Here is an 18,879-nt window from a genome sequence, read left to right on the forward strand (position 1 = left end):
GCATACACAGGGAATCCGGTAATGAAGCGGCAGCATCCCCGCTCTGTTACAATCCGCCCTTATGCGAGCTTTTTCGACAAATTAGTTAAATTGTACCATAGAAACACTTAATCGAATACTCCTTTTTGTAAAATAATACACTGTTATCTGATTTTTTTATTTGTAACCGTAAAAAAAGGAGAGCCGTTTAGCGGCTCCCTGCATTTTTATGAAAATTATATGTGAATTCTCTTTATTTGCCTGTGTACAGCTTGGTCTTCATCAATGCTTCAAGGAAGGAGAATTTGCTGTAGGCTGTTCCGCCTTGAGCGAGCGGGTCTACCAGATTAACATAGACATTTCCGCTCTTCACAGCTTTGAGGCTCTTCCAGATCGCGTTCTTCTGCAGCTCTTCCAGTGCCTTAGGGTTGTCTGCATTCTCATCCTTTGAGAATTGCACAAACAGGTAGTCCGGATTGATCGCAGCGAAGGCTTCCAGTGAAATATTCTGCTGTGCCTTTACCGACTGTACTTCTTTCGGCACGGCTGCGCCGAGATCCGCATACAGGGAACGGTTAAAGAAGACATCCTTAGGATACAGGAACAGGTTGCCGCTGCGGATACGCACCGCGACTACTGTCTTATCTTTAAATTTAGGGGCAAGCTTGGCCTTGGCCACCTTCAGCTCATTCTGGTATTTAACGATGGCCTGGGTGGATTCCTTCTGCTTACCGGTCAGCGCAGCCAGCAGCTTCAGGTTGTTCATCCAGTCTGTCGCAATATGGGATACAGGAATGGTTGTCGCAATTTTCGCCAGCTTTTCATTGGTTTCGGCCGGGAATTTGGTGCTGCTGAGAATAACGGCAGGCTTGATCTTCAGAATGGCCTCGAAGTCAGGCTCTGTTTTTTCGCCGATTCCCTTAACCCCGGTTGAAATGTTAGAGAACAATGCAGGGAATTTACCCCCGACTGTAATCATGCCTTTTGGTTTAAAATTCAATACCAGCGCGTCTTCCATTGCTTCCAGCGCCCCGGTAATGACGATATTATCTGTCTTGGCCGGTACGGTATATACCTTGCCTTTATAAGTGATCTTTTGCGTGGCCGTTGTAGCTTTTGCAACGTTGACTGGAGCTGCACTCACGCTTGCTGCAGAAGCGATACCCAGTGCCATAACCCCGGCAAGTACCATACCCATAATTCTCTTTTTCATAGCCTGCTACCACTCTCCAAAATATGATTTTGTTAATAATGATAATCATTATCATAGTAGTTATGATAGAGAAATCCGCAGGCTTTGAACATGGACTTTTCGGGCAAATAACATGGACGAACTGCTAAAGGTGTTTGTTGAACATAAATAATTTAAATATACAATGAAACTATTTTTTCTCGAATATCAGTACTGTTTTAGGATTTGTCATGTATCCTACGGAAGATTCCAAAAAGTCGGATACAAAGCGCACAGGTACAAATATACTGTTATTCTTTAGCAACAACGGTGCATCAACGGATTCTTTCAGATCCAAATAGTTGTCGCTTAGTTGCAGGAAGCTTAAATATGCCCGGTGTCATAATAATGAGTGAATGTAAGGTTGCGAATAGGTTCTAAATTCCATACCCGGTTGTTTTCTAAGTATAAGACATCAAGAAATTCAAGGGATACTTCAGTTAACAGTTTCATTCATTTCCATTTAAAACGATTTTTACGAAGCATCATTAATTACCTTTTTACTGCCAGACAATAGTTCACATTATCAAAAGCGCTAAGAGGATGTTCTGGCTGCTTGTCATTGTAAGCCTGAAACAGCTCCCTGGTTATTTCCGGCGGTATAAGGTGCCTATAGATCAGAAGCCCGCAATCCTCCAGCAGCTGTTCCAGCTCCGGATAAGTATAGCTTGCCTGCATCGGCTCGCCTGACTGTGCGGCCATCATAACCTGCTTCTGTGTCCGTTCTCCGGCTTCCGAAGTAAATGTAAATCCGTCGGGATAATCAAAAGCGAAGCTGCTCCCGGCAGGAAGCATATCTGCAAGCACAGACAGCAGCTGCTTAAACTCGGTCTTGGTCAAATAGTAGCTGATGCCAAGCAGGCTGCTGAAGCTAATGCGGGACGGATCAAATTCCGGAGCCGCCAGGAGGAGCTTCTCCCACCCGGCTTCTGTCAAATCGGCAGGCACCTCATGTACATTGGCAGGCTGGCCGGGAAAAAGAACGGCCGTCCGTAGCCGCTTGTCCTCTGCAGTTGCAGGATGATCGATTTCGTAAATCTGCAGGTGTCCTGCCCACTCCGGCTGGCGGTAAGCAAACGTGTCATATCCGGCCGCAAGGATCAGATACTGGCCTGCTCCCAGCATGACCGCATTATGCAGTGCCTGCTCGGTAAAGGCTGCCCGGCCGAGCGGAGTCGGAGACAGCTGGAAGTCAACAACTGCCCGCAGCGCTTCCTCCTGTGAACCCTTGAATTCCGGCAAAAAGAACCCGATTCCTTGAGACATTTGAACTCCGATGTTAGAATACTCTTCATCCGTCAGTATTGCCCGGGCAAGACTGTCTTTAAATACGGGATACTGATTATGCTCTGCATGATAGGCTCTGGCAAACGCGCTGACCAGAGCAGTTAAGCTTCTATTTTTCATCTTTTATCACCTCACTCCAGTTGTATCATACGGCCATCCGGGCAAACAATACTTGATTTTTTTGTTATTTTATGGTATAATAAAGGTGTAAACTTTATAAGTTTCACATTTTCGCCATATATAAGGCGTTTTTTTTATGTAAAAAGGACTGAACACTTCCCCTCCGGGATGCTGTTCAATCCTTTTTTGGCTGCTTTTATCCCCTTATTACCCGTTCTAAATCCTTTGCTTTCAATAGATCCGGTTCTTCCAGTAAAGATGTCAGATCAGAGATTTGTATAGCGGTCTAACACCTGCTCCAGACAAGCTTAAATCTCCTCAGTATGCTTGTTACAGGAAGCATATAGGTGGAGCAGTAAGCAGTAAATATTGCCCAAACTAGCAAAAAGAGGTGTCCCAATCCGCCGGTAGCGGCTTTTGAGACACCTCTTGTTTTATCGGCCGCCGCCTAAGAAGCAACGGCCTCCGAATTGCTCCAGCGCAGCTTATACAGCTCTGGCAGTACAACTCCCAGAAGGACCACTACAACCCCGATCCACTGCAGGCCGCTGACATGCTCATTCAGCACGAAGGAAGACATCAGAACGGCTACCGGCAGCTCGGCTGCACCCAGTATTCCGGCCATCCCTCCGCCGATATGCGGCACCCCGATCGCGAACATAACCGGCGGAATGAACGCGCCGAACAATCCCAGCAGAAAGCCGAACAGCAGCAGCGGCCCCCACAGAAGCCCGTTAAAGAGGAAGTGCGGCGGGAACATAATGAACAGCAGTACCATGCCGCCGGTGACCATCCATGCGCTGCGGTATGCCGGATGCGCTGCCGGAACGGCTTTGCCGCTGAAAATAATGAACAGGGAATAGCTGACGGCTGACAACAGCCCGAGTGCGACCCCCAGCAGGTTGAACCGGGAGGTTCCCTGGCCCAGAATCCCTGCTGCCAGCAGGGTGCCGCCGAACAGCAGCAGCAGAGTCAGCATGGTGATTTTATCCGGACGCTGCCGTTTGCTGACAGACTGGATCAGCACACTGATCCAGGTGAACTGGAACAGCAGAATGATCGCCAGCGATGCCGGAATGTAGCGCAGGGACTGATAGTAGAGCAGGCCTGTAACTACAGTCGGTGCCCCGGCCAGCATCAGCAGCAGCCGGTGCTTCCAGGTAAGCGCCTGAAATGCGGGTGTATCCGCTGGCTGTGTACTTCCGCCGCTGCTCAGCTTCCGGCTTGCTCTCACCTTGGTGAAGGCAGCCAGCAGCCAGGCCAGTATGCAGCCGGTCAGCAGTTGTGTTCCTACCACTTCACCAAGCTTGTAACCCTGGCCGTATGCCAGTACAACAATGGTTGACAGGATACCGTAGCTCATCGCTCCGATCAGCACGGAAATCAGGTATTTCATATCTTTCATGTTAAATAGGCCTCCTGAATCTTCTGAACTTCTAAATCTGTGAATGGCCGCAGCACGCAAAAAATCCTAACTCCGTGATAAGGACCGACTAACCGGTCTTTAACATCGTAGTTAGGAAGAATAGGCTTCCTGTAGAAACCCCCGCCCTATCCATGCCTTAACGGCTGCGGGGTTATACGAGAAATATTGAAGTTATTAGCATGACGACTTTTCATATGTTACACGGCAAGTCAGGTGGTGTCAACCCTTAAATGATTTAAATTTAAGCAAAACTTCTAATTCACTGTATATGTGACAGCTTGTATTGTCGGTTATAAAAGAGCATGACAGCGAACAAGGGATTCTTTTGAACAGATCAGCCCTCCAGCCGCACTTCACCGGTTGCCGGATTCCAGTTCACACGTATACCGAGCAGTTCACTGAGCTGCTGTAGCGGGAAGAGGGTGGTGTCAGCATATTTATGCAGCGTAACCGCCTGTCCTGACTTGTTGCCGTTAATGAACAGCAGTGCCGGATCAGTAGTTTTGATGTGCACGGTGGTATCACCATAGACAAACGACCATACGGTAAACCGGTAGTTGTTGTATTTCGGATCAGGATTGGACAGGCTCATATTCGCCTTCACTCCAAGGGCTTTAAACACACTGGTATAAGGGACATACAGCTTGCCTCCGATCACAGCCGAAGTTCCGTAAAAATCAACGGCTTGCCCGTTTACCGAATATTGGAGCGGTTGCTGAACCGGTATGGCTGCTATGGTATCGTCATTGGTTACAGTACCGCTGCCCGTTGCCAGACCGCCGTAAAACCCTTCCCCCCAGCCCAGCAGCGTGCCGTCCTTGCGCTGGGCAAAGCCGAAGGTTCCCGTTGTGCCCCATACTTCAGTGATGCTCTGGGCATTATTAACCTGAAATGGCTTGGCTGCCCCCCCGGCATTGTAATTCCACTGCCAGAGCGTCCCGTTCGTCCGCACCGCAAACAGCTTGTTGCTGCCTGTCTGAAGCTTATAGGTACTGCCCAGACCTGAAACCGCAGACGGTGCCTGCAGCGTCCGGTTCCAGCGCAGCACCTGTCCGTCTGTGCGCAGCAGAAAGGCATCATTGTCACCCGAGGCGGCGATTTGTCTGATCCCCGAATCGGCAAGTGTGTTTACGGTGACGGGATCACTGGCCCAGCGGACTCTGCCGTATACGCTGTTATAGATGCTCAGCTGTTTTACAGCGCCGTCTCCGGTAAGAAACAGCGCATCGGTACCGGCTATAACGGCCGATTTGATGCCGGATACACCGGGCAGCGGCAGGTAACGCACGATCATTCGCATCGGACTGTTATCAGCTGATTCGTAAGACGGGTACCACATCGTTGCTGTGCCGTCCTTTTTTACCGCCAGGCCCGTATAACCATTCGTGACAATAGAAGCCACATTCTGCAGCCCCTCAAGCTTGAGCGGACCGCCCTTTTGGACAGGTGACAATGGATCAAGACTCATATATGTCCCGTAGGTTGAGCCCCAGCCCCATACTTCCCCTGCTGCGCTCAGAGCAAAGGAATTGTTGGTTCCGGCGGCCACTTGAACGATACCGGCGAGTCCGGAAATTTTTCGCGGGATGTATTGATCAATTGTGGTTCCGTCACCAACCTGGCCGAACTTGTTATACCCCCAGCCGGTAACCGTTCCGTCGCTCCATGCGGCCAATGCGTGGGCTGTTCCTCCCGCCACACTGACCGCACGAAGCCCGGCCGCAGCTTCAATTTCCCGTGCACCAGCAGGTACAAATAAAACTGCGGTCATAATGACTGCCATAAACCGTACTACCATTTTGCGCATATCCACGTCTCCTCCCGTTGTCACTAGCTTCTTGCGAAGTTCATACCCTGCAGAATCATTTCTCTAATCTTCCATATAAAGTAATATACCCCCTTTCAGGACCTGTGCCTAATCTGACGGCTAATCTGTTTCTGCTGCAGCTGTGAGAACGCCGGTTATCCCTGTAAATTCACGAACAGGTATGTTACTATTTACAGGATCAGCTGAATCCCCATATCAGTCAGCTGCATAGAAATTACAACAGAAAGTTCGTGATGCAACTATGATGTCCGACCCTTTTTCCTTTGCTGTCCAGCACAGGACACAACCATACAGCGAAACCCGTTACTGGCGGCTGGAGCCTGCCGGAAGCAGTACTGCTGAGCGGCAATATTCCGCTGCAGACCAGCAGTCGCTTGCCGAAGCTGCCGCTATCCTGGCCGGCGGGGGAACGGTCGCTTTTCCGACGGAAACCGTCTACGGCCTTGGCGCGGATGCGCGGAATACCGCTGCCGTTGAGGCCGTATTCGCCGCCAAGGGCCGTCCCTCCGACAATCCGCTGATTGTTCATATCGCCCGGCGGGAGCAGCTCGGCGAGCTTGTCTCAGACATCCATCCGGCCGCCGCTGCCCTGATGGATGCCTTCTGGCCCGGCCCGCTGTCCCTGGTGCTGCCGGTACGACCCGGTGTCCTGTCCCCGCGTGTAACAGCGGGACTGGACACCGTTGCCGTGCGCATGCCGGATCACCCGGCAGCGCTGGCCCTGCTTGAGCGCTCCGGCTGCCCCGTGGCAGCGCCGAGCGCCAACCGCTCCGGGCGGCCGAGCCCCACGGCGGCCGCCCATGTAATGGAGGACCTCGCCGGCTACATCGGCGGGGTCCTCGATGACGGGCCTACCGGAGTCGGCGTCGAATCGACGGTAGTCCAGGTACAGCCGGACGGGACCGCCGTCATCCTCCGTCCGGGCGGGATTACTGCCGAGCAGCTGTCGGCAGTAGCCGGTGCCGTTGCTGCCCCGCCTTCCGGGGAAGCCGGCGGGGCAGCGCAGGCCGGCGGGGCTGACGCCGGCGGGGACAGCAGCCCGGCGCCACGCTCGCCGGGCATGAAATACACGCATTATGCGCCGCAGGGCTCGCTCTCCATTGTAAGCGGCACATCGCCGCAGCGGGCGGCGGACACTGCAGCCGCGCTGCTGCTGGAAGCGCGCGGACGCGGCGAGAAGACCGGATTGCTGCTGTTCGAGGAGCACCGCGCCTTGTATTCTGACGATGCCGCAGATTATATTGTTTCACTCGGCCCGTTAGCCGCACTGGAAGAAGGGGCGCGGATTCTCTATAGCGCCTTGCGTTACTTTGATGAAGTTTCGGCAGATTACATCATTGCCGAGGCTTGTCCGGACTCCGGACTGGGCTCTGCTATTATGAACCGGCTGCGCAAAGCTGCCGGCGGATCGGTTGTCCGCACGGACTGACTAATCACTTAACCCGGAAATAAAGAGATATTCCATACGCCTGAGCAGGCGTTTTGGGATATCTTTTTTGTTTTCCATTGCATAAATATAACACTGTTTGTTAGTTTTATAGAATTTATTAATTAGCCATCAAAAAAGAATTGATTGGTAATTTCATGTCAGGTTTTAGTAAAATTCTTTTAAATTCTTAATAATATCGTGCCGTCCGCAGCAAGCTAACTTTACAAACTACATAAACAGGGAGTGTTGGTTCAAGTGTCTACGATTTCATCAACAGCATCAGCAACAGCTTTAGCTGAAGAATATGTGCAACGCGTATACAGTGAGGTTACCCGCCGTGACCCGCTGGAGCAGGAATTTCATCAGGCGGTAAAAGAGATTCTGGAATGTCTGGTACCTGTGCTGGCACGCCATCCGCAATATCAGGCGAATGCCGTTCTGGAGCGGCTTGTCGAACCGGAACGCACCATCTCCTTCCGGGTGCCCTGGACAGATGATGCCGGAGCGGTCAAGGTCAACCGCGGCTACCGGGTGCAGTTTAACAGTGCTATCGGCCCCTATAAAGGCGGCCTCCGCTTCCACCCTTCCGTCTACTCGGGAATCATCAAATTTCTCGGCTTTGAGCAAATTTTCAAAAATGCCCTGACCGGACTGCCGATCGGCGGCGGTAAAGGCGGTTCAGATTTTGACCCCAAGGGTAAATCCGACCGCGAAGTAATGGCGTTTACCCAGAGCTTTATGACCGAGCTCTACCGCCATATCGGCCAGGATACCGATATTCCGGCAGGAGATATTGGTGTAGGGGCCCGGGAGATCGGCTACATGTTCGGACAGTACAAGCGCATCCACGGCGGCCATGAGGCCGGAGTGCTGACCGGCAAAGGCCTGCTGTACGGAGGAAGCCTGGCACGCAAGGAAGCAACCGGCTATGGCCTGGTCTATTTCGTCCAGGAGATGCTGGCGGTACAGGGACAGGATTTCGAAGGCCAGACCGTCGTTGTCTCCGGCTCGGGAAATGTGTCTATCTATGCCATCGAGAAGCTCCAGCAGCTCGGGGCGCTGGTTGTGGCCTGCAGTGATTCCGGCGGTTATATCTATGATCCGCAGGGTATTAATCTGGATACAGTGAAGCGGCTGAAGGAGCAGGAGCGCGCACGGATCAGCGAATATGTTACGGCGCATCCGCATGCTGAATATACGGAAGGCAGCACGGGAATCTGGACAATCCCCTGCCGGATTGCCCTCCCCTGCGCCACGCAGAATGAGCTCGATGAGGATGCAGCGCGTGCCCTTGTGTCCGGCGGCGTAATCGCGGTCGGAGAAGGCGCCAATATGCCTTCCACCCTGCCTGCCATCAATTACTTCCTGCAGCAGGGAATCCTCTTTGCACCGGCTAAGGCTGCTAATGCCGGCGGCGTCGCGGTCTCGGGACTGGAAATGAGCCAGAACGGGATGAGGCTCTCCTGGTCGTTCGAAGAGGTGGATGAGCGTCTGCGGATGATTATGAAGAACATTTACCGCAGCAGCGTCCGGGCTGCCGAGGAGTACGATATGCCAGGCAATCTTGTTGCAGGCTCGAACATCGCAGGCTTCCTGAAGGTCGCGGATGCCATGCTGGCCCAGGGTGTAGTCTAAAGCCTAACGCCTCATACTTGTTGAAATCTATGATTTCTGCACGACCGAGAAATGCTGCTGTTCAAGCTAAATGGAAAAACGCCATCTATTTCGATGATCAGCCGCCCGTTAGAGCCCGCTAGTTGGAAAAATGCCACTTAATTCCACTGTTTTTGCCTCCAATGGGGTTAACCGGCTAATATAAGTGTTGTTTTTCCATCTAATGATTAGAACAAATGAAATTTCATTAAAATAGATGTGCAAAATCCAACTAAATGCCGTGGACAGCCTGGGCTGCTCCTAAACGGAACTTCAACATTAAAAACGCACCTCAGTGTAACTGACGGCGCGTTTTTTTGTCGCTATTTGTATTCAGCTGTTAAGCTCCTACAGCAGGTCCCGGCGCAGCTCCTCCGGCGATTTCGGCGAAAGAAGCCCTAGCGGAATATCAAATACTGTTTTGGCACCGGCAGCTCCTTCCGCGCTGAGCCGGGCAGCTGCTCTGGTGTAGGCGATGAGTACGCTGGCGGTGAATTCAGGATTGCTGTCCAGCTTCAGCCCGAATTCGGCGATCTGTCTGTTGCCGTTGCCGGTCACCCCGCTGCGGATAACGAATCCGCCATGCGGCATTCCGGAATGCTCGCTGGCCAGCTCCTCATCCGTAATAAACGTCACCGTCGTATCGTAATCGGCAAAATAATCAGGCATGTTAACAATGGTTTCGCGGATCGCAGCCTGATCAGCACCTGCTTCAGCCACGACATAACAGTTGCGGCGGTGCTTCTCACGGGTTGCCAGCTCCGGCGTTTCACCGGAACGGATGCGCTCAATGACCTCCTCAACCGGAACAGTGTACTGCACACCGCCTTTCACTCCCGGTACCCGGCGGATTGCATCGGAATGCCCCTGGCTGACTCCCTTACCCCAGAAGGTGTAATCATGTCCTTCCGCCAGCACGGACTGCATCAGCAGGCGGTTCATGGAGAACAGGCCCGGGTCCCACCCGGTTGAAATAACGCTGACCTTGCCGCCTTCCAGCGCAGCTGCGTTCACTTTTTCATAAAACTCAGGAATCTTGGCATGGGTATCAAAGCTGTCAACGGTATTAAACAGCTTAGCCAGCTGCGGAGTCTGCTCGGGCAGATCAGTGGCCGAACCGCCGCACAGAATCATTACATCAATCTTATCTATGTATTCCTTGGCATCAGCCAGACGCTCCACCTTAAGGCCTGTCTCCTTGGCAAGACCGTCCGGATCTCTGCGTGTAAATACAGCAACCAGCTCCATATCCGGATTCTGCTTAACCGCCTGCTGTACTCCCTTACCCAAGTTTCCGTAACCTGCAATCCCTACTCTAATACGACTGTTCATGTTGTTCCTCCCTGGCCGGAAGCTTCCGGTTAATTGTGGTGTCTTAAATTATAAGTATATATACATCACATGAAATGTAAACATTTTTTAATGAAAACCCGCCAGTATATTCGCAAAATAACTTAAGCTATACTGTTCATATTCGCAACATTAAAAAAACATATGTTCCTATACTCCTTCAAATGGTATATTATCCCATGTAGTACTTAATAAACAATTTGGAGGGTATACATAAAATGAAAATTCACGATACTCAGGACATCCCCGTTCCGAGGATTCACAGGAATATTGCCAGGCTTACGGAGCTCGATATGTTTTATCTCGATACACAGACAATTGGACCTGTTATTGTATGTCTGCACGGCAGATGGGGGCGGGCAGAGACCTGGATTGACTTTATGGAACATTACGGGAACCAGTTCCGGATTATTGCACCGGATCAGCGGGGGCACGGGCTGAGCAGCAAACCGGTGTCCAAATATACCGCGGAAGAAATGGCGGCAGATGTTATTGCGCTGCTTGATTATTTAAATATCACAGAGGTTATACTGGTAGGTCACTCTATGGGCGGACAAGTAGCCGGATATACTGCTGCAAGGTATCCTGCATACATACAGTCATTAGCCATTCTCGATAAGTCTCCGTCAGGCCCTGAACAGCGCTGCAGCCTTCCGCTTGAACAGCTGGAGCTACATGATCCGGTAACCAGAGACTGGCCTCAGCCCTTTTCCAGCCTTAAGGAGGCCATAGCCTGCATCCGGCAGGCTACGGATTCGGAGCTGAGTTACCAGTACTTTATGAACAGTCTGACCGAAACAGCGCAAGGGTATCAGATGTTATTCTGTCCGCAGGCCATGGGTGCTAATATTGCATATAACATGAGCTGGTACCATCTGCTTCCGGACATTAAGTGCAAGACCTTAATTATCAGGGCACGAAATAGTGAAGCTGTCCCTGATGAGGCTTTCCTAAAAATGCAGAAGCTGCTGACCAAATGCTCTGCCTATGATATGTCCCACCCTCACCATAATGTTCATCTGTCAAATCCCGTGGAATTCTACAACTGCTTTGATCTGTTTTTGAGATAACCTCTTAGGTCCGCTTCAGGATCGTTTCCCGCTGCATAAGACAGTCTGGAATGATCCTTTTTTTATATGATTAACGCATTGCGAGCAAATATTACGAAACATTCTCTCTTCTGCCAACGTAATGAAAATTAAGTACGCTTAAATGAACGTAGATTTTTGGCGGTTTTGGTAATATTATGGAGCCTTCCCGATTGTTCTCTGGTAAAATGAATCAAAAGGTACGACAGCCAAATATACTCATATGAGGGAGGTGTAAATGCTGAAATCAAACAGACCCTTTAAGCTACTCGGCGTTATAGCAGGGGTTGTCATTCTTAACATTGCTGTTTTGTCACCCGGACTACTCTCAGTGGATATCGGCGGCGATAGCGCTTTGGAAACAGCCGCAGGCGTCACTCTGCTGTTCATCAGTCTGCTCATTGTGCTTTATGCCAGTTATACTTTACTGCTTACGCCTCCTTCCGCCCGAACCACCCGTCCCTTAGCTTCTCCTGACGATTATGCAACCCGGCTTGAGCAGTACCAAAAGGTGAAATTACTAAAGAGCGACTCTGCCCTCGCCCTTGACCAGCTGGAGCGGATGGAGAAGAAGAAAGCCGTCCTGTCCCGTGTACTTGGCCAAAGATTCAATCCGGAGGAGCTTAGCTACCGGAAATTCAGCAATGTCATTGCCGAAGTTGAAAAGCTTTTGTTCCTAAATATCAGGGGACTTCTTAATAAGCTGAGTTTATTCGATTCCGATGAATTCTCCCTTTTTACGGGCTCCCGCCAGCCATCCCAATTCTCCGAGAAGCTTATTCAAAAGAAAACCGCGCATTATAATGAATTTTTTGCTTCGATAAAGGGATACCTTGGCGCCAATGAAGAAATTCTGCTCAAGCTGGATCAGCTGCTGCTGGAAATCTCTGAACTGGACGGCACCAGTGATCAGCCGGTTGAAGATATCCCCTGCATGCAGGAGCTCAGCGCTCTGATCGCCCAGACTAAACTCTATCAATAAAGGAGGAAGCCGCCTATGGCCAGGAAAGGCAAAACGTTTATGATACTGGCGGTCATTACCGTAGCTGTTTTTGCTTTAGTCTACTTCGGCATTACCCTGACTGCTAATCTCGGCAAATCGACAGGAGAAATTACCGCGGAGGATGCGGACAAGAAGCTGGGTAAGCTCTATAAGGAAATTAGTGTGAACCAGGCGGAGCCTGTGAAGGGGCAGATCGATCTTGATCCGGCGGACGTTGGAGAGGCGCTGCCTGATATTGCTAAATTTCCGGTTTCTGTAGAAAACACGACCGGCAGCTATGTTGAAATCTTCTCCTCTACAGAAAAATCCGGCACCGGCAATGACGGCTGGCTGAATGAGGTGGCTTCGGCTTTTAATGAAGCAAATATCGAGGTGGACGGAGCAGCTGTATCGGTAAAAATCCGCAATATCGCCTCCGGTACTGCGGCCGATTACATAAGATCGGGCAAGTATATTCCGGATGCTTATACCCCGTCCAACGAGCTATGGGGCGAAATGGTGAAAGCAGGCGGAATCCGGACTGATCTTGTTACCGACCGTCTTGCCGGAAATGTCGCAGGCGTGGTCACAGCCAAAAAGAAATACGACGAGCTGATTGCAAAATACGGTGCCCTGAACGTCAAAACGATTACGGATGCCATTTCCGCCAATGAGCTGTCGATGGGCTATACCGACCCTTTTGCCAGCTCGACCGGCCTTAACTTTCTGATCACTGCGCTCGGAACGTTCGACAGCTCGGATCTGCTGGGTGATAAGGCGGTACAGGGCTTTGAGAAATTTCAGGCGAATGTACCTTTTACCGCGTCAACCACCCTGCAAATGCGGGATGCGGCCAAGTCGGGCATGCTTGATGCTTTTGTGCTGGAGTATCAGACCTTTGTTAATGCTGCCGAATTCAAAAGCGGCTATGTCTTCACACCGTTCGGCGTAAGACATGACAGCCCCCTGTATGCGCTCGGCGAACTGCCCGAGGAAAAGCGGGAGATTCTGCGGAAATTCGCTGAATTCGCCGCACAGGACAGTAACCAGCAGCTGGCGTCAGCTAAAGGCTTCAACGGGCTGGATGATTATGTATCCGAGCTGGCTCCGCCAGACGGCACACTTCTCACCTCTGCCCAGAAGCTGTGGAAGGAAAAGAAAAACGGCAGCACCCCGCTCGCGGCAGTGTTTGTTGCCGATGTCTCGGGCAGCATGGCCGGAGAGCCGCTGAACCGGCTGAAGGAATCGCTTTTGAAGGGCCAGAAGAATCTCGGAAAAGACAACAGCATCGGCTTTGTCTCCTACTCCAGTGACGTTACGATCAACCTGCCCATCGGAAAGTACGATACGAATCAGCAGTCTATGTTCGTAGGGGCGGTCAACAGCCTGCAGGCTGCCGGAGGTACGGCGACTTTTGACGGAATGGTGGTCGCGATGAAAATGCTCCAGGATGAGCTGGCCGCAAACCCCGGGGTAAAGCCGGTCATGTTCCTGCTCAGCGACGGGGAGACCAATGAGGGCCATTCCCTTGATGATATCCGCAGTCTGATTGAAACCTACAAAATCCCCGTCTACACCATCGGCTACAACGCCAATATCAAAGCGCTGGAGAGCATTTCCGGCATCAACGAGGCAGCGAGCATCAATGCGGATACGGACGATGTGGTCTACAAAATCAGCAATCTGCTGAACGTTCAGATGTAAGGAAGACAACTTCAAAAGGAGGTCTGTTATGTCTTTTACCATGGAAATTCCGAGTACTGAGAAGCTTAGATCTGTTATTGCCGAGGAGGTAAAGCCTGAGCCTGAAGAGATTATCCAATTGAAGGAGCTGGCCAGGAGCAATGTCTCCAGCATTCTGGAGCTTGATCTGGAATCTCTTGAGAAGCGCAAGGCGGTACTGCAATCCATAGACAGCTTCGGAATGGGCACCATGCGTTCATCCTCTGACAAGAACGCCCTCCTCCAGGTATCTGTAGGCAATCTCTCCAAAACCGGCGATGAAGGCGGCCAGGTCGCCAAAGGCTTGACAGAGCTGCATATGCAGCTGAAGGACCTCGATCCAAGTGCCGTTGATTTTGCCAAAAGCGGGCTGTTAGGCAAATTTTTTAATCCGCTGCGCCATTATTTTGCCAAATACCAGAAGGCTGACGCAGTCATCTCCGATATTATTGTGTCGCTGGACAAAGGCAAAACCATCCTGAAAAACGATAATACGACACTGCAAATCGAGCAGCAGACGCTGCGTGAGCTGACCAAACGGCTGCAAAAAGAAATTCAGCTCGGCCTGCTGATGGACCAGGAGATCGAAACGCAGATTGAAGCAGCCAAGGTGCGCGGAGAAGATGAGGAGAAGATCCGCTTTATTACCGAGGAAGTGCTGTTCCCTCTCCGCCAGCGGGTGATGGATCTGCAGCAGATGCTGGTCGTAAACCAGCAAGGTATCATGGCGATCGAAGTTGTTATCCGCAATAATAAGGAGCTCATCCGCGGCGTGGACAGAGCCAGAAACGTGACTGTCTCGGCGCTGAAAATCTCTGTTACGGTTGCCAGTGCCCTATACAACCAGAAGATTGTCCTGAAAAAGATTGAGCTGCTGAACCAGACCACCGACAACCTGATCAGCGGCACTTCACGAATGCTAAAGGAACAAGGCGCGGCCATTCACAAGCAGTCGCTGGAAACGAGCATCTCCGCCGATACGCTGAAGCAGGCGTTCACTGATGTATTATCTGCCCTTGATTCCATCAGCACCTATAAGCAGGAGGCTCTGCCCAAGATGCGTGAGACGATCAACCAGTTCCGCGAACTGGCTGACAGCGGGGAGCAGCAGATTCTCCGGCTGGAAAAAGGCTCGACTCTCGGCTTATAATGCATTCTTTCAGCGATTCCTCCCTGCCTCCTTCCGGCATTCCGGTAACTCCGGATGCAGGCGTCTGCTGAAGCTGATGAAGCAGCTCGAACCTGAGCGTTCCCCCGCGATTGCGATCGGAACCGCAGACTGATCACTGTGCGGCCGGGAGCAAAATACAAAGCCTGCGCAGACTGCGCAGGCTTTGTAATGATTTTAACTATAATTAAACCGGGGGCTAAAGCCTCCAAAGTGTAGCACAGCTTGTAATCCCTGCACCGACCGACCACATGAAGAACAAATCACCAGGTACAAGTGTCCCGTCCTTGATGGCATGATGCAGGGTAATGAACGGGCTGCTGGTCCCTGTATACCCGTAAACATCACCGATATAAGGGAATTTGACTTCATCCTCATTCAGCTTGCCGGCAATTTCTTTGATCACTGAAAGGTTCAGCTGGCTGAGAATGTAGTGCTTGACCTCTCTTTTGGCATATCTGTGTTTATGGAGCAGGTTTTCAATATTGGTCACCGCTGTAGGGAATGCTACATTGACATTATACTCCGGGTGCAGGTAAATCTTTTTCTCCTCAAGCGTAAGATGCTCGCCGAACATCTGGGTCATACCTGCAGACGGATACAGCATGTCTTCCGCCTTTTGCGTATTGGTGTAATAAGCGGAATCAATCAGGCCGCAGTCCCCTTCCTCTACCCTCTTCAGCAGAACCGCGCAGGCAGCATCCCCGCAGAGTCCTTTTGAAGCCAGATCCCCTTCTTTATAAAAGCGGGCGATCTGCTCAGAGCCGACAATCAGCGCATACCGCAATTCGGGATTGGTCATCATCGAGCGGGCTGCCTGGTCTGCGGCGACTACCATTCCCACGCAGTTCGCATTGCTGTCGTATACAATACAGGACTGCTTTCCCCCGATTGCCTGGTGCAGCAGGGCAGCGTCTGTCGGCGCACTGTATTCATGCGTGCCCGAGGAGACAACGATCATATCAAGATCCTCTCCGCTAAGGCCACTGCTCGCAAGCAGCGCTTTGGAGGCTTGAATGGCCATATACAGTGTGCTTTCTTCATAGGTGGTTGCATAATAACGATCCTTACGGCCAAAATGCTTCCAAATACCAATAAGCTTGTCTGCAGCTTCGCCAGCCTGTTCAGCCAATTGTTCATTGCTAACTTTGAATGGCGGATGGTACACTTCAGTTCCTGCAATCCTTACGTTAACCATATCGGCCCACCTTTGTTAGTGTATTTGGTGCCTTAAGCTACCCTTTTACAATAGCCCACGCTTCGTCCACCGTATCTACAAAATGGCCGGTGAAGCCCGCTTTTGGCGCTACACGCTGCAATTGCGACTTAGCCACAACTTTGACCGGATTGACAAGGACGGCATGCTTGAAGCTGTTATACATCACGTAGCAGCGTTCCAGCACCGGCAGAATTTCTGGTTTGAAGGGTGCCATATCCGTGCAGTCTATGATCAGCGACATCTCCTTCAGCGGCAGATGCGGCATCTGGGCTTCGAAAATATCCACCTCTTTAACGGTCTCCTCGAGGTCGGCAAACCCGTGCAGGCTGATAAAAATGGTATTCGTTTCAGGGTGCATTGTTGTTTCTGCTATCATTTAAGGACATCTCCAGTTCTGTTTGTTTGATAAGTAGAAGCAAAGATATGAATCTTTCAGAATGTGTTCAACAGTTTTCAACTGTGATCAAAACAGGTCCAAGCGCTCCTGCCGGGCAGGCTGATTCTGTGTTACAGCATGATTGCAACTCTCCCTTGTTGTATTTAGACAACAAAAAACCAAACTATATGAGCGTCCCCGCTGTCATGCCGCTGTTTATGCGGTTTAGACCGGTGGCTTTGCGTCTTCCGCCTTTCAGCGGAGTTGCCTTTGTTCATCAGCTGGTGCCTCTGAATTACAAACATATTTGGTATTTAGTGTCTAGCTTTATTTATAATTCTACATTCAAATTCCCTATTCCTGCTTGTAATAACCGAAAAATCCCCAGAGAAACAGATTGACTCCCCCTGCTCTTTAAGTTAATATTATCCACAATATCAGTAACAACGTCGACAAAGGGTAAGTAGCCCTGTATTTAGGACTTCAGAGAGCCGGTGGCCGCTGCGAACCGGTGTCCGGCACAGGTGTGAATGGACTTTGTAGTTGCTTTTCCGAACCGTCCGCAAGGATGAAGTAGGGAAACGCCGGGAATCCCGCCGTTATCACGGGAACGGTATCGAGCTTCACATCATTTGTGGACTCCGCACCGTATTAACCAGACCGGGTACCTGCGGATCAAGCAGCGAATCGGTTAATTAAGGTGGCATAACGATAACTTCGTCCTTAGCGGACGGAGTTTTTTTATTTGCTGAAGGGGGTGATGGCCATGGAGGATGGCTGGTGGTGGCGACGGATTATTATAAAAAATATCAGGAGGAATTGTAATGAACAAAGAACGTATGCTGACAGGAGACCGTGTTACCGGCAAGCTCCACCTTGGCCATTACTGTGGCAGTCTCAAAAACAGGGTAATGCTGCAGGATCAATATGAATCGTTTGTATTTTTAGCGGATGTGCAGGCGCTGACGACCCATTTTGAGCGGCCGGACTATATACGCCGCCATATCAAGGAAATTACTCTCGATTATCTGGCCGCAGGAATCGATCCACAGCGGACTACCCTTTATATCCAGTCGCTGATCCCGGAAATTGCCGAGCTGACTATCTTTTTTTCCATGTTCGTTACAGTAAATCTGCTGCGGCATAACCCGACTCTGAAGGCGGAGGCGAAAAGCGGCCAATTTGATGAGATGTATTACGGCTTTCTTGGTTATCCTGTCAGCCAGGCGGCGGATATTACATTTTGCAAGGCAACCGTCATACCGGTCGGGGAGGATCAGATGCCGCATCTGGAGCTCACACGCAAAATCGTACGCCGCTTCAATGAGCTGTATAAGCCTGTATTTGCCGAGCCGCAAGCGTTGCTGAGCGAAACCCCGCGGCTGATCGGTACGGACGGCAACGCTAAAATGAGCAAAAGCCTCGGCAATGCCATTGCCCTCGATTCATCTACTGAAGAAGTCATACGGACGATCAAACGAGCGGTGACCGATCCGGCCCGTTTACGCAAAAATGATCCCGGCCATCCGGACATCTGCCCGATTTATGCTTATCATCAGGCCTTTAACCCGCTGGAATCGGCGGAGATCCGGGAAGCCTGTGAACGCGGAAGCATCGGCTGTGCCGCCTGTAAGGAGCGGATCACCGCAAGTCTAGAGGAGCTGTTCACGCCGATGCGGGAACGCCGCGCTTATTATGCAGCCAGACCCAAGCTGGTGGATGAGATTCTGATCAGCGGAACAGAGCGGACACGGGCCATTGCCAGGGAAACCATGCGTGAAGTACGGGCTGCGATGAGTCTGAATTATTTTGAGAAAAACTCAACTATTTAATTGGATTTTCGCCATCTATTTTTGCTTATTCTCTACTTTTCTAATCATTAGTTGGATAATCGACACTTAATGTGGAACGTTCAACCTATTTGGGGATGGCGTAAAATAAGTTGTGTACCAAGATTTGGAGCCTAGCAGGCAACAAAAAAGTAGGGTATTCTCGGGATTACCACACCACCGAGAAGGAGC

General features: G+C 50.9%; 14 protein-coding genes and 1 riboswitch. Of the genes, 7 read left to right on the forward strand and 7 right to left on the reverse strand.

The features are described from left to right. Positions 1-232: 232 nt before the first annotated feature. From M2108_RS03860 to M2108_RS03875, 4 genes are all read right to left on the reverse strand, one after another. Positions 233-1,192: an ABC transporter substrate-binding protein gene (locus tag M2108_RS03860; RefSeq protein WP_277467169.1), complete on the reverse strand. Its 960-nt coding sequence runs from the start codon at positions 1,190-1,192 to the stop codon at positions 233-235. 510 nt (positions 1,193-1,702) lie between these two features. Further along, positions 1,703-2,617 carry a class I SAM-dependent methyltransferase gene (locus tag M2108_RS03865; protein WP_277467168.1) on the reverse strand — a complete coding sequence of 305 codons (915 nt, stop codon included), beginning with the start codon at positions 2,615-2,617 and terminating at the stop codon, positions 1,703-1,705. A 448-nt stretch (positions 2,618-3,065) separates the two neighbouring features. Then, positions 3,066-4,013 (reverse strand): EamA family transporter, encoded by a 948-nt coding sequence (locus M2108_RS03870; RefSeq protein WP_277467772.1) that lies wholly within the window; start codon positions 4,011-4,013, stop codon positions 3,066-3,068. A 364-nt stretch (positions 4,014-4,377) separates the two neighbouring features. Further along, on the reverse strand, positions 4,378-5,850 hold the full coding sequence (locus tag M2108_RS03875; RefSeq protein ID WP_277467166.1) for a stalk domain-containing protein: 1,473 nt from the start codon (positions 5,848-5,850) through the stop codon (positions 4,378-4,380). Between the two features lie 265 nt (positions 5,851-6,115). Between M2108_RS03875 and M2108_RS03880 the strand changes: the two genes are divergently transcribed. Together M2108_RS03880 and gdhA are read left to right on the forward strand one after the other, a co-directional pair. Further along, complete coding sequence (locus M2108_RS03880; protein WP_277467165.1) at positions 6,116-7,300, forward strand: L-threonylcarbamoyladenylate synthase; 1,185 nt, start codon at positions 6,116-6,118, stop codon at positions 7,298-7,300. Positions 7,301-7,555: 255 nt separating this feature from the next. Continuing rightward, positions 7,556-8,935, forward strand: a complete 1,380-nt coding sequence (gene gdhA, locus M2108_RS03885) for an NADP-specific glutamate dehydrogenase (RefSeq protein ID WP_277467163.1) — start codon at positions 7,556-7,558, stop codon at positions 8,933-8,935. Between the two features lie 366 nt (positions 8,936-9,301). Here the strand turns inward: gdhA and M2108_RS03890 are convergent, their stop codons facing one another. Then, positions 9,302-10,285, reverse strand: a complete 984-nt coding sequence (locus M2108_RS03890) for a diaminopimelate dehydrogenase (protein WP_277467162.1) — start codon at positions 10,283-10,285, stop codon at positions 9,302-9,304. Positions 10,286-10,521: 236 nt separating this feature from the next. Between M2108_RS03890 and M2108_RS03895 the strand changes: the two genes are divergently transcribed. The 4 genes from M2108_RS03895 to M2108_RS03910 all read left to right on the forward strand — a co-directional run bounded on the left by M2108_RS03895 (position 10,522) and on the right by M2108_RS03910 (position 15,245). Next, the gene (locus M2108_RS03895) at positions 10,522-11,373 is read left to right on the forward strand and encodes an alpha/beta fold hydrolase (protein ID WP_277467161.1); all 852 of its coding nucleotides are present in this window, start codon (positions 10,522-10,524) and stop codon (positions 11,371-11,373) included. Between the two features lie 256 nt (positions 11,374-11,629). Continuing rightward, positions 11,630-12,373: a hypothetical protein gene (locus M2108_RS03900; RefSeq protein ID WP_277467160.1), complete on the forward strand. Its 744-nt coding sequence runs from the start codon at positions 11,630-11,632 to the stop codon at positions 12,371-12,373. A gap of 15 nt (positions 12,374-12,388) precedes the next feature. Continuing rightward, complete coding sequence (locus tag M2108_RS03905; RefSeq protein ID WP_277467159.1) at positions 12,389-14,077, forward strand: VWA domain-containing protein; 1,689 nt, start codon at positions 12,389-12,391, stop codon at positions 14,075-14,077. Between the two features lie 28 nt (positions 14,078-14,105). Then, positions 14,106-15,245: a toxic anion resistance protein gene (locus tag M2108_RS03910; RefSeq protein WP_277467158.1), complete on the forward strand. Its 1,140-nt coding sequence runs from the start codon at positions 14,106-14,108 to the stop codon at positions 15,243-15,245. Between the two features lie 217 nt (positions 15,246-15,462). On the opposite strand, the gene M2108_RS03915 is transcribed toward M2108_RS03910, so the two are convergent. Next, a complete protein-coding gene (locus M2108_RS03915; RefSeq protein WP_277467157.1) occupies positions 15,463-16,461 on the reverse strand; it encodes a ketoacyl-ACP synthase III in 999 nt (332 codons plus the stop codon). Positions 16,462-16,498: 37 nt separating this feature from the next. Beyond that, positions 16,499-16,858 carry a hypothetical protein gene (locus M2108_RS03920; RefSeq protein WP_277467156.1) on the reverse strand — a complete coding sequence of 120 codons (360 nt, stop codon included), beginning with the start codon at positions 16,856-16,858 and terminating at the stop codon, positions 16,499-16,501. A gap of 188 nt (positions 16,859-17,046) precedes the next feature. Then, a riboswitch (cyclic di-GMP riboswitch) is annotated at positions 17,047-17,137 on the reverse strand. Positions 17,138-17,682: 545 nt separating this feature from the next. On the opposite strand from M2108_RS03920, the gene trpS reads away from it, so the two are divergent. Beyond that, complete coding sequence (gene trpS / locus M2108_RS03925) at positions 17,683-18,690, forward strand: tryptophan--tRNA ligase (RefSeq protein WP_277467155.1); 1,008 nt, start codon at positions 17,683-17,685, stop codon at positions 18,688-18,690. Positions 18,691-18,879: the final 189 nt, after the last annotated feature.

The sequence above is a fragment of the Paenibacillus sp. PastM-3 genome (assembly GCF_029893965.1).
Taxonomy (GTDB): Bacteria; Bacillota; Bacilli; order Paenibacillales; family Paenibacillaceae; genus Paenibacillus_AQ.

What these genes read in the sequence shown, in the direction of transcription:
- M2108_RS03860 (WP_277467169.1), bottom strand. Translation starts at nt 1,192, where the DNA reads ATGAAAAAGAGAATTATGGGTATGGTACTTGCCGGGGTTATGGCACTG.
- M2108_RS03865 (WP_277467168.1), bottom strand. Translation starts at nt 2,617, where the DNA reads ATGAAAAATAGAAGCTTAACTGCTCTGGTCAGCGCGTTTGCCAGAGCC.
- M2108_RS03870 (WP_277467772.1), bottom strand. Translation starts at nt 4,013, where the DNA reads ATGAAATACCTGATTTCCGTGCTGATCGGAGCGATGAGCTACGGTATC.
- M2108_RS03875 (WP_277467166.1), bottom strand. Translation starts at nt 5,850, where the DNA reads ATGCGCAAAATGGTAGTACGGTTTATGGCAGTCATTATGACCGCAGTT.
- M2108_RS03880 (WP_277467165.1), top strand. Translation starts at nt 6,116, where the DNA reads ATGTCCGACCCTTTTTCCTTTGCTGTCCAGCACAGGACACAACCATAC.
- M2108_RS03890 (WP_277467162.1), bottom strand. Translation starts at nt 10,285, where the DNA reads ATGAACAGTCGTATTAGAGTAGGGATTGCAGGTTACGGAAACTTGGGT.
- M2108_RS03895 (WP_277467161.1), top strand. Translation starts at nt 10,522, where the DNA reads ATGAAAATTCACGATACTCAGGACATCCCCGTTCCGAGGATTCACAGG.
- M2108_RS03900 (WP_277467160.1), top strand. Translation starts at nt 11,630, where the DNA reads ATGCTGAAATCAAACAGACCCTTTAAGCTACTCGGCGTTATAGCAGGG.
- M2108_RS03905 (WP_277467159.1), top strand. Translation starts at nt 12,389, where the DNA reads ATGGCCAGGAAAGGCAAAACGTTTATGATACTGGCGGTCATTACCGTA.
- M2108_RS03910 (WP_277467158.1), top strand. Translation starts at nt 14,106, where the DNA reads ATGTCTTTTACCATGGAAATTCCGAGTACTGAGAAGCTTAGATCTGTT.
- M2108_RS03915 (WP_277467157.1), bottom strand. Translation starts at nt 16,461, where the DNA reads ATGGTTAACGTAAGGATTGCAGGAACTGAAGTGTACCATCCGCCATTC.
- M2108_RS03920 (WP_277467156.1), bottom strand. Translation starts at nt 16,858, where the DNA reads ATGATAGCAGAAACAACAATGCACCCTGAAACGAATACCATTTTTATC.
- trpS (WP_277467155.1), top strand. Translation starts at nt 17,683, where the DNA reads ATGAACAAAGAACGTATGCTGACAGGAGACCGTGTTACCGGCAAGCTC.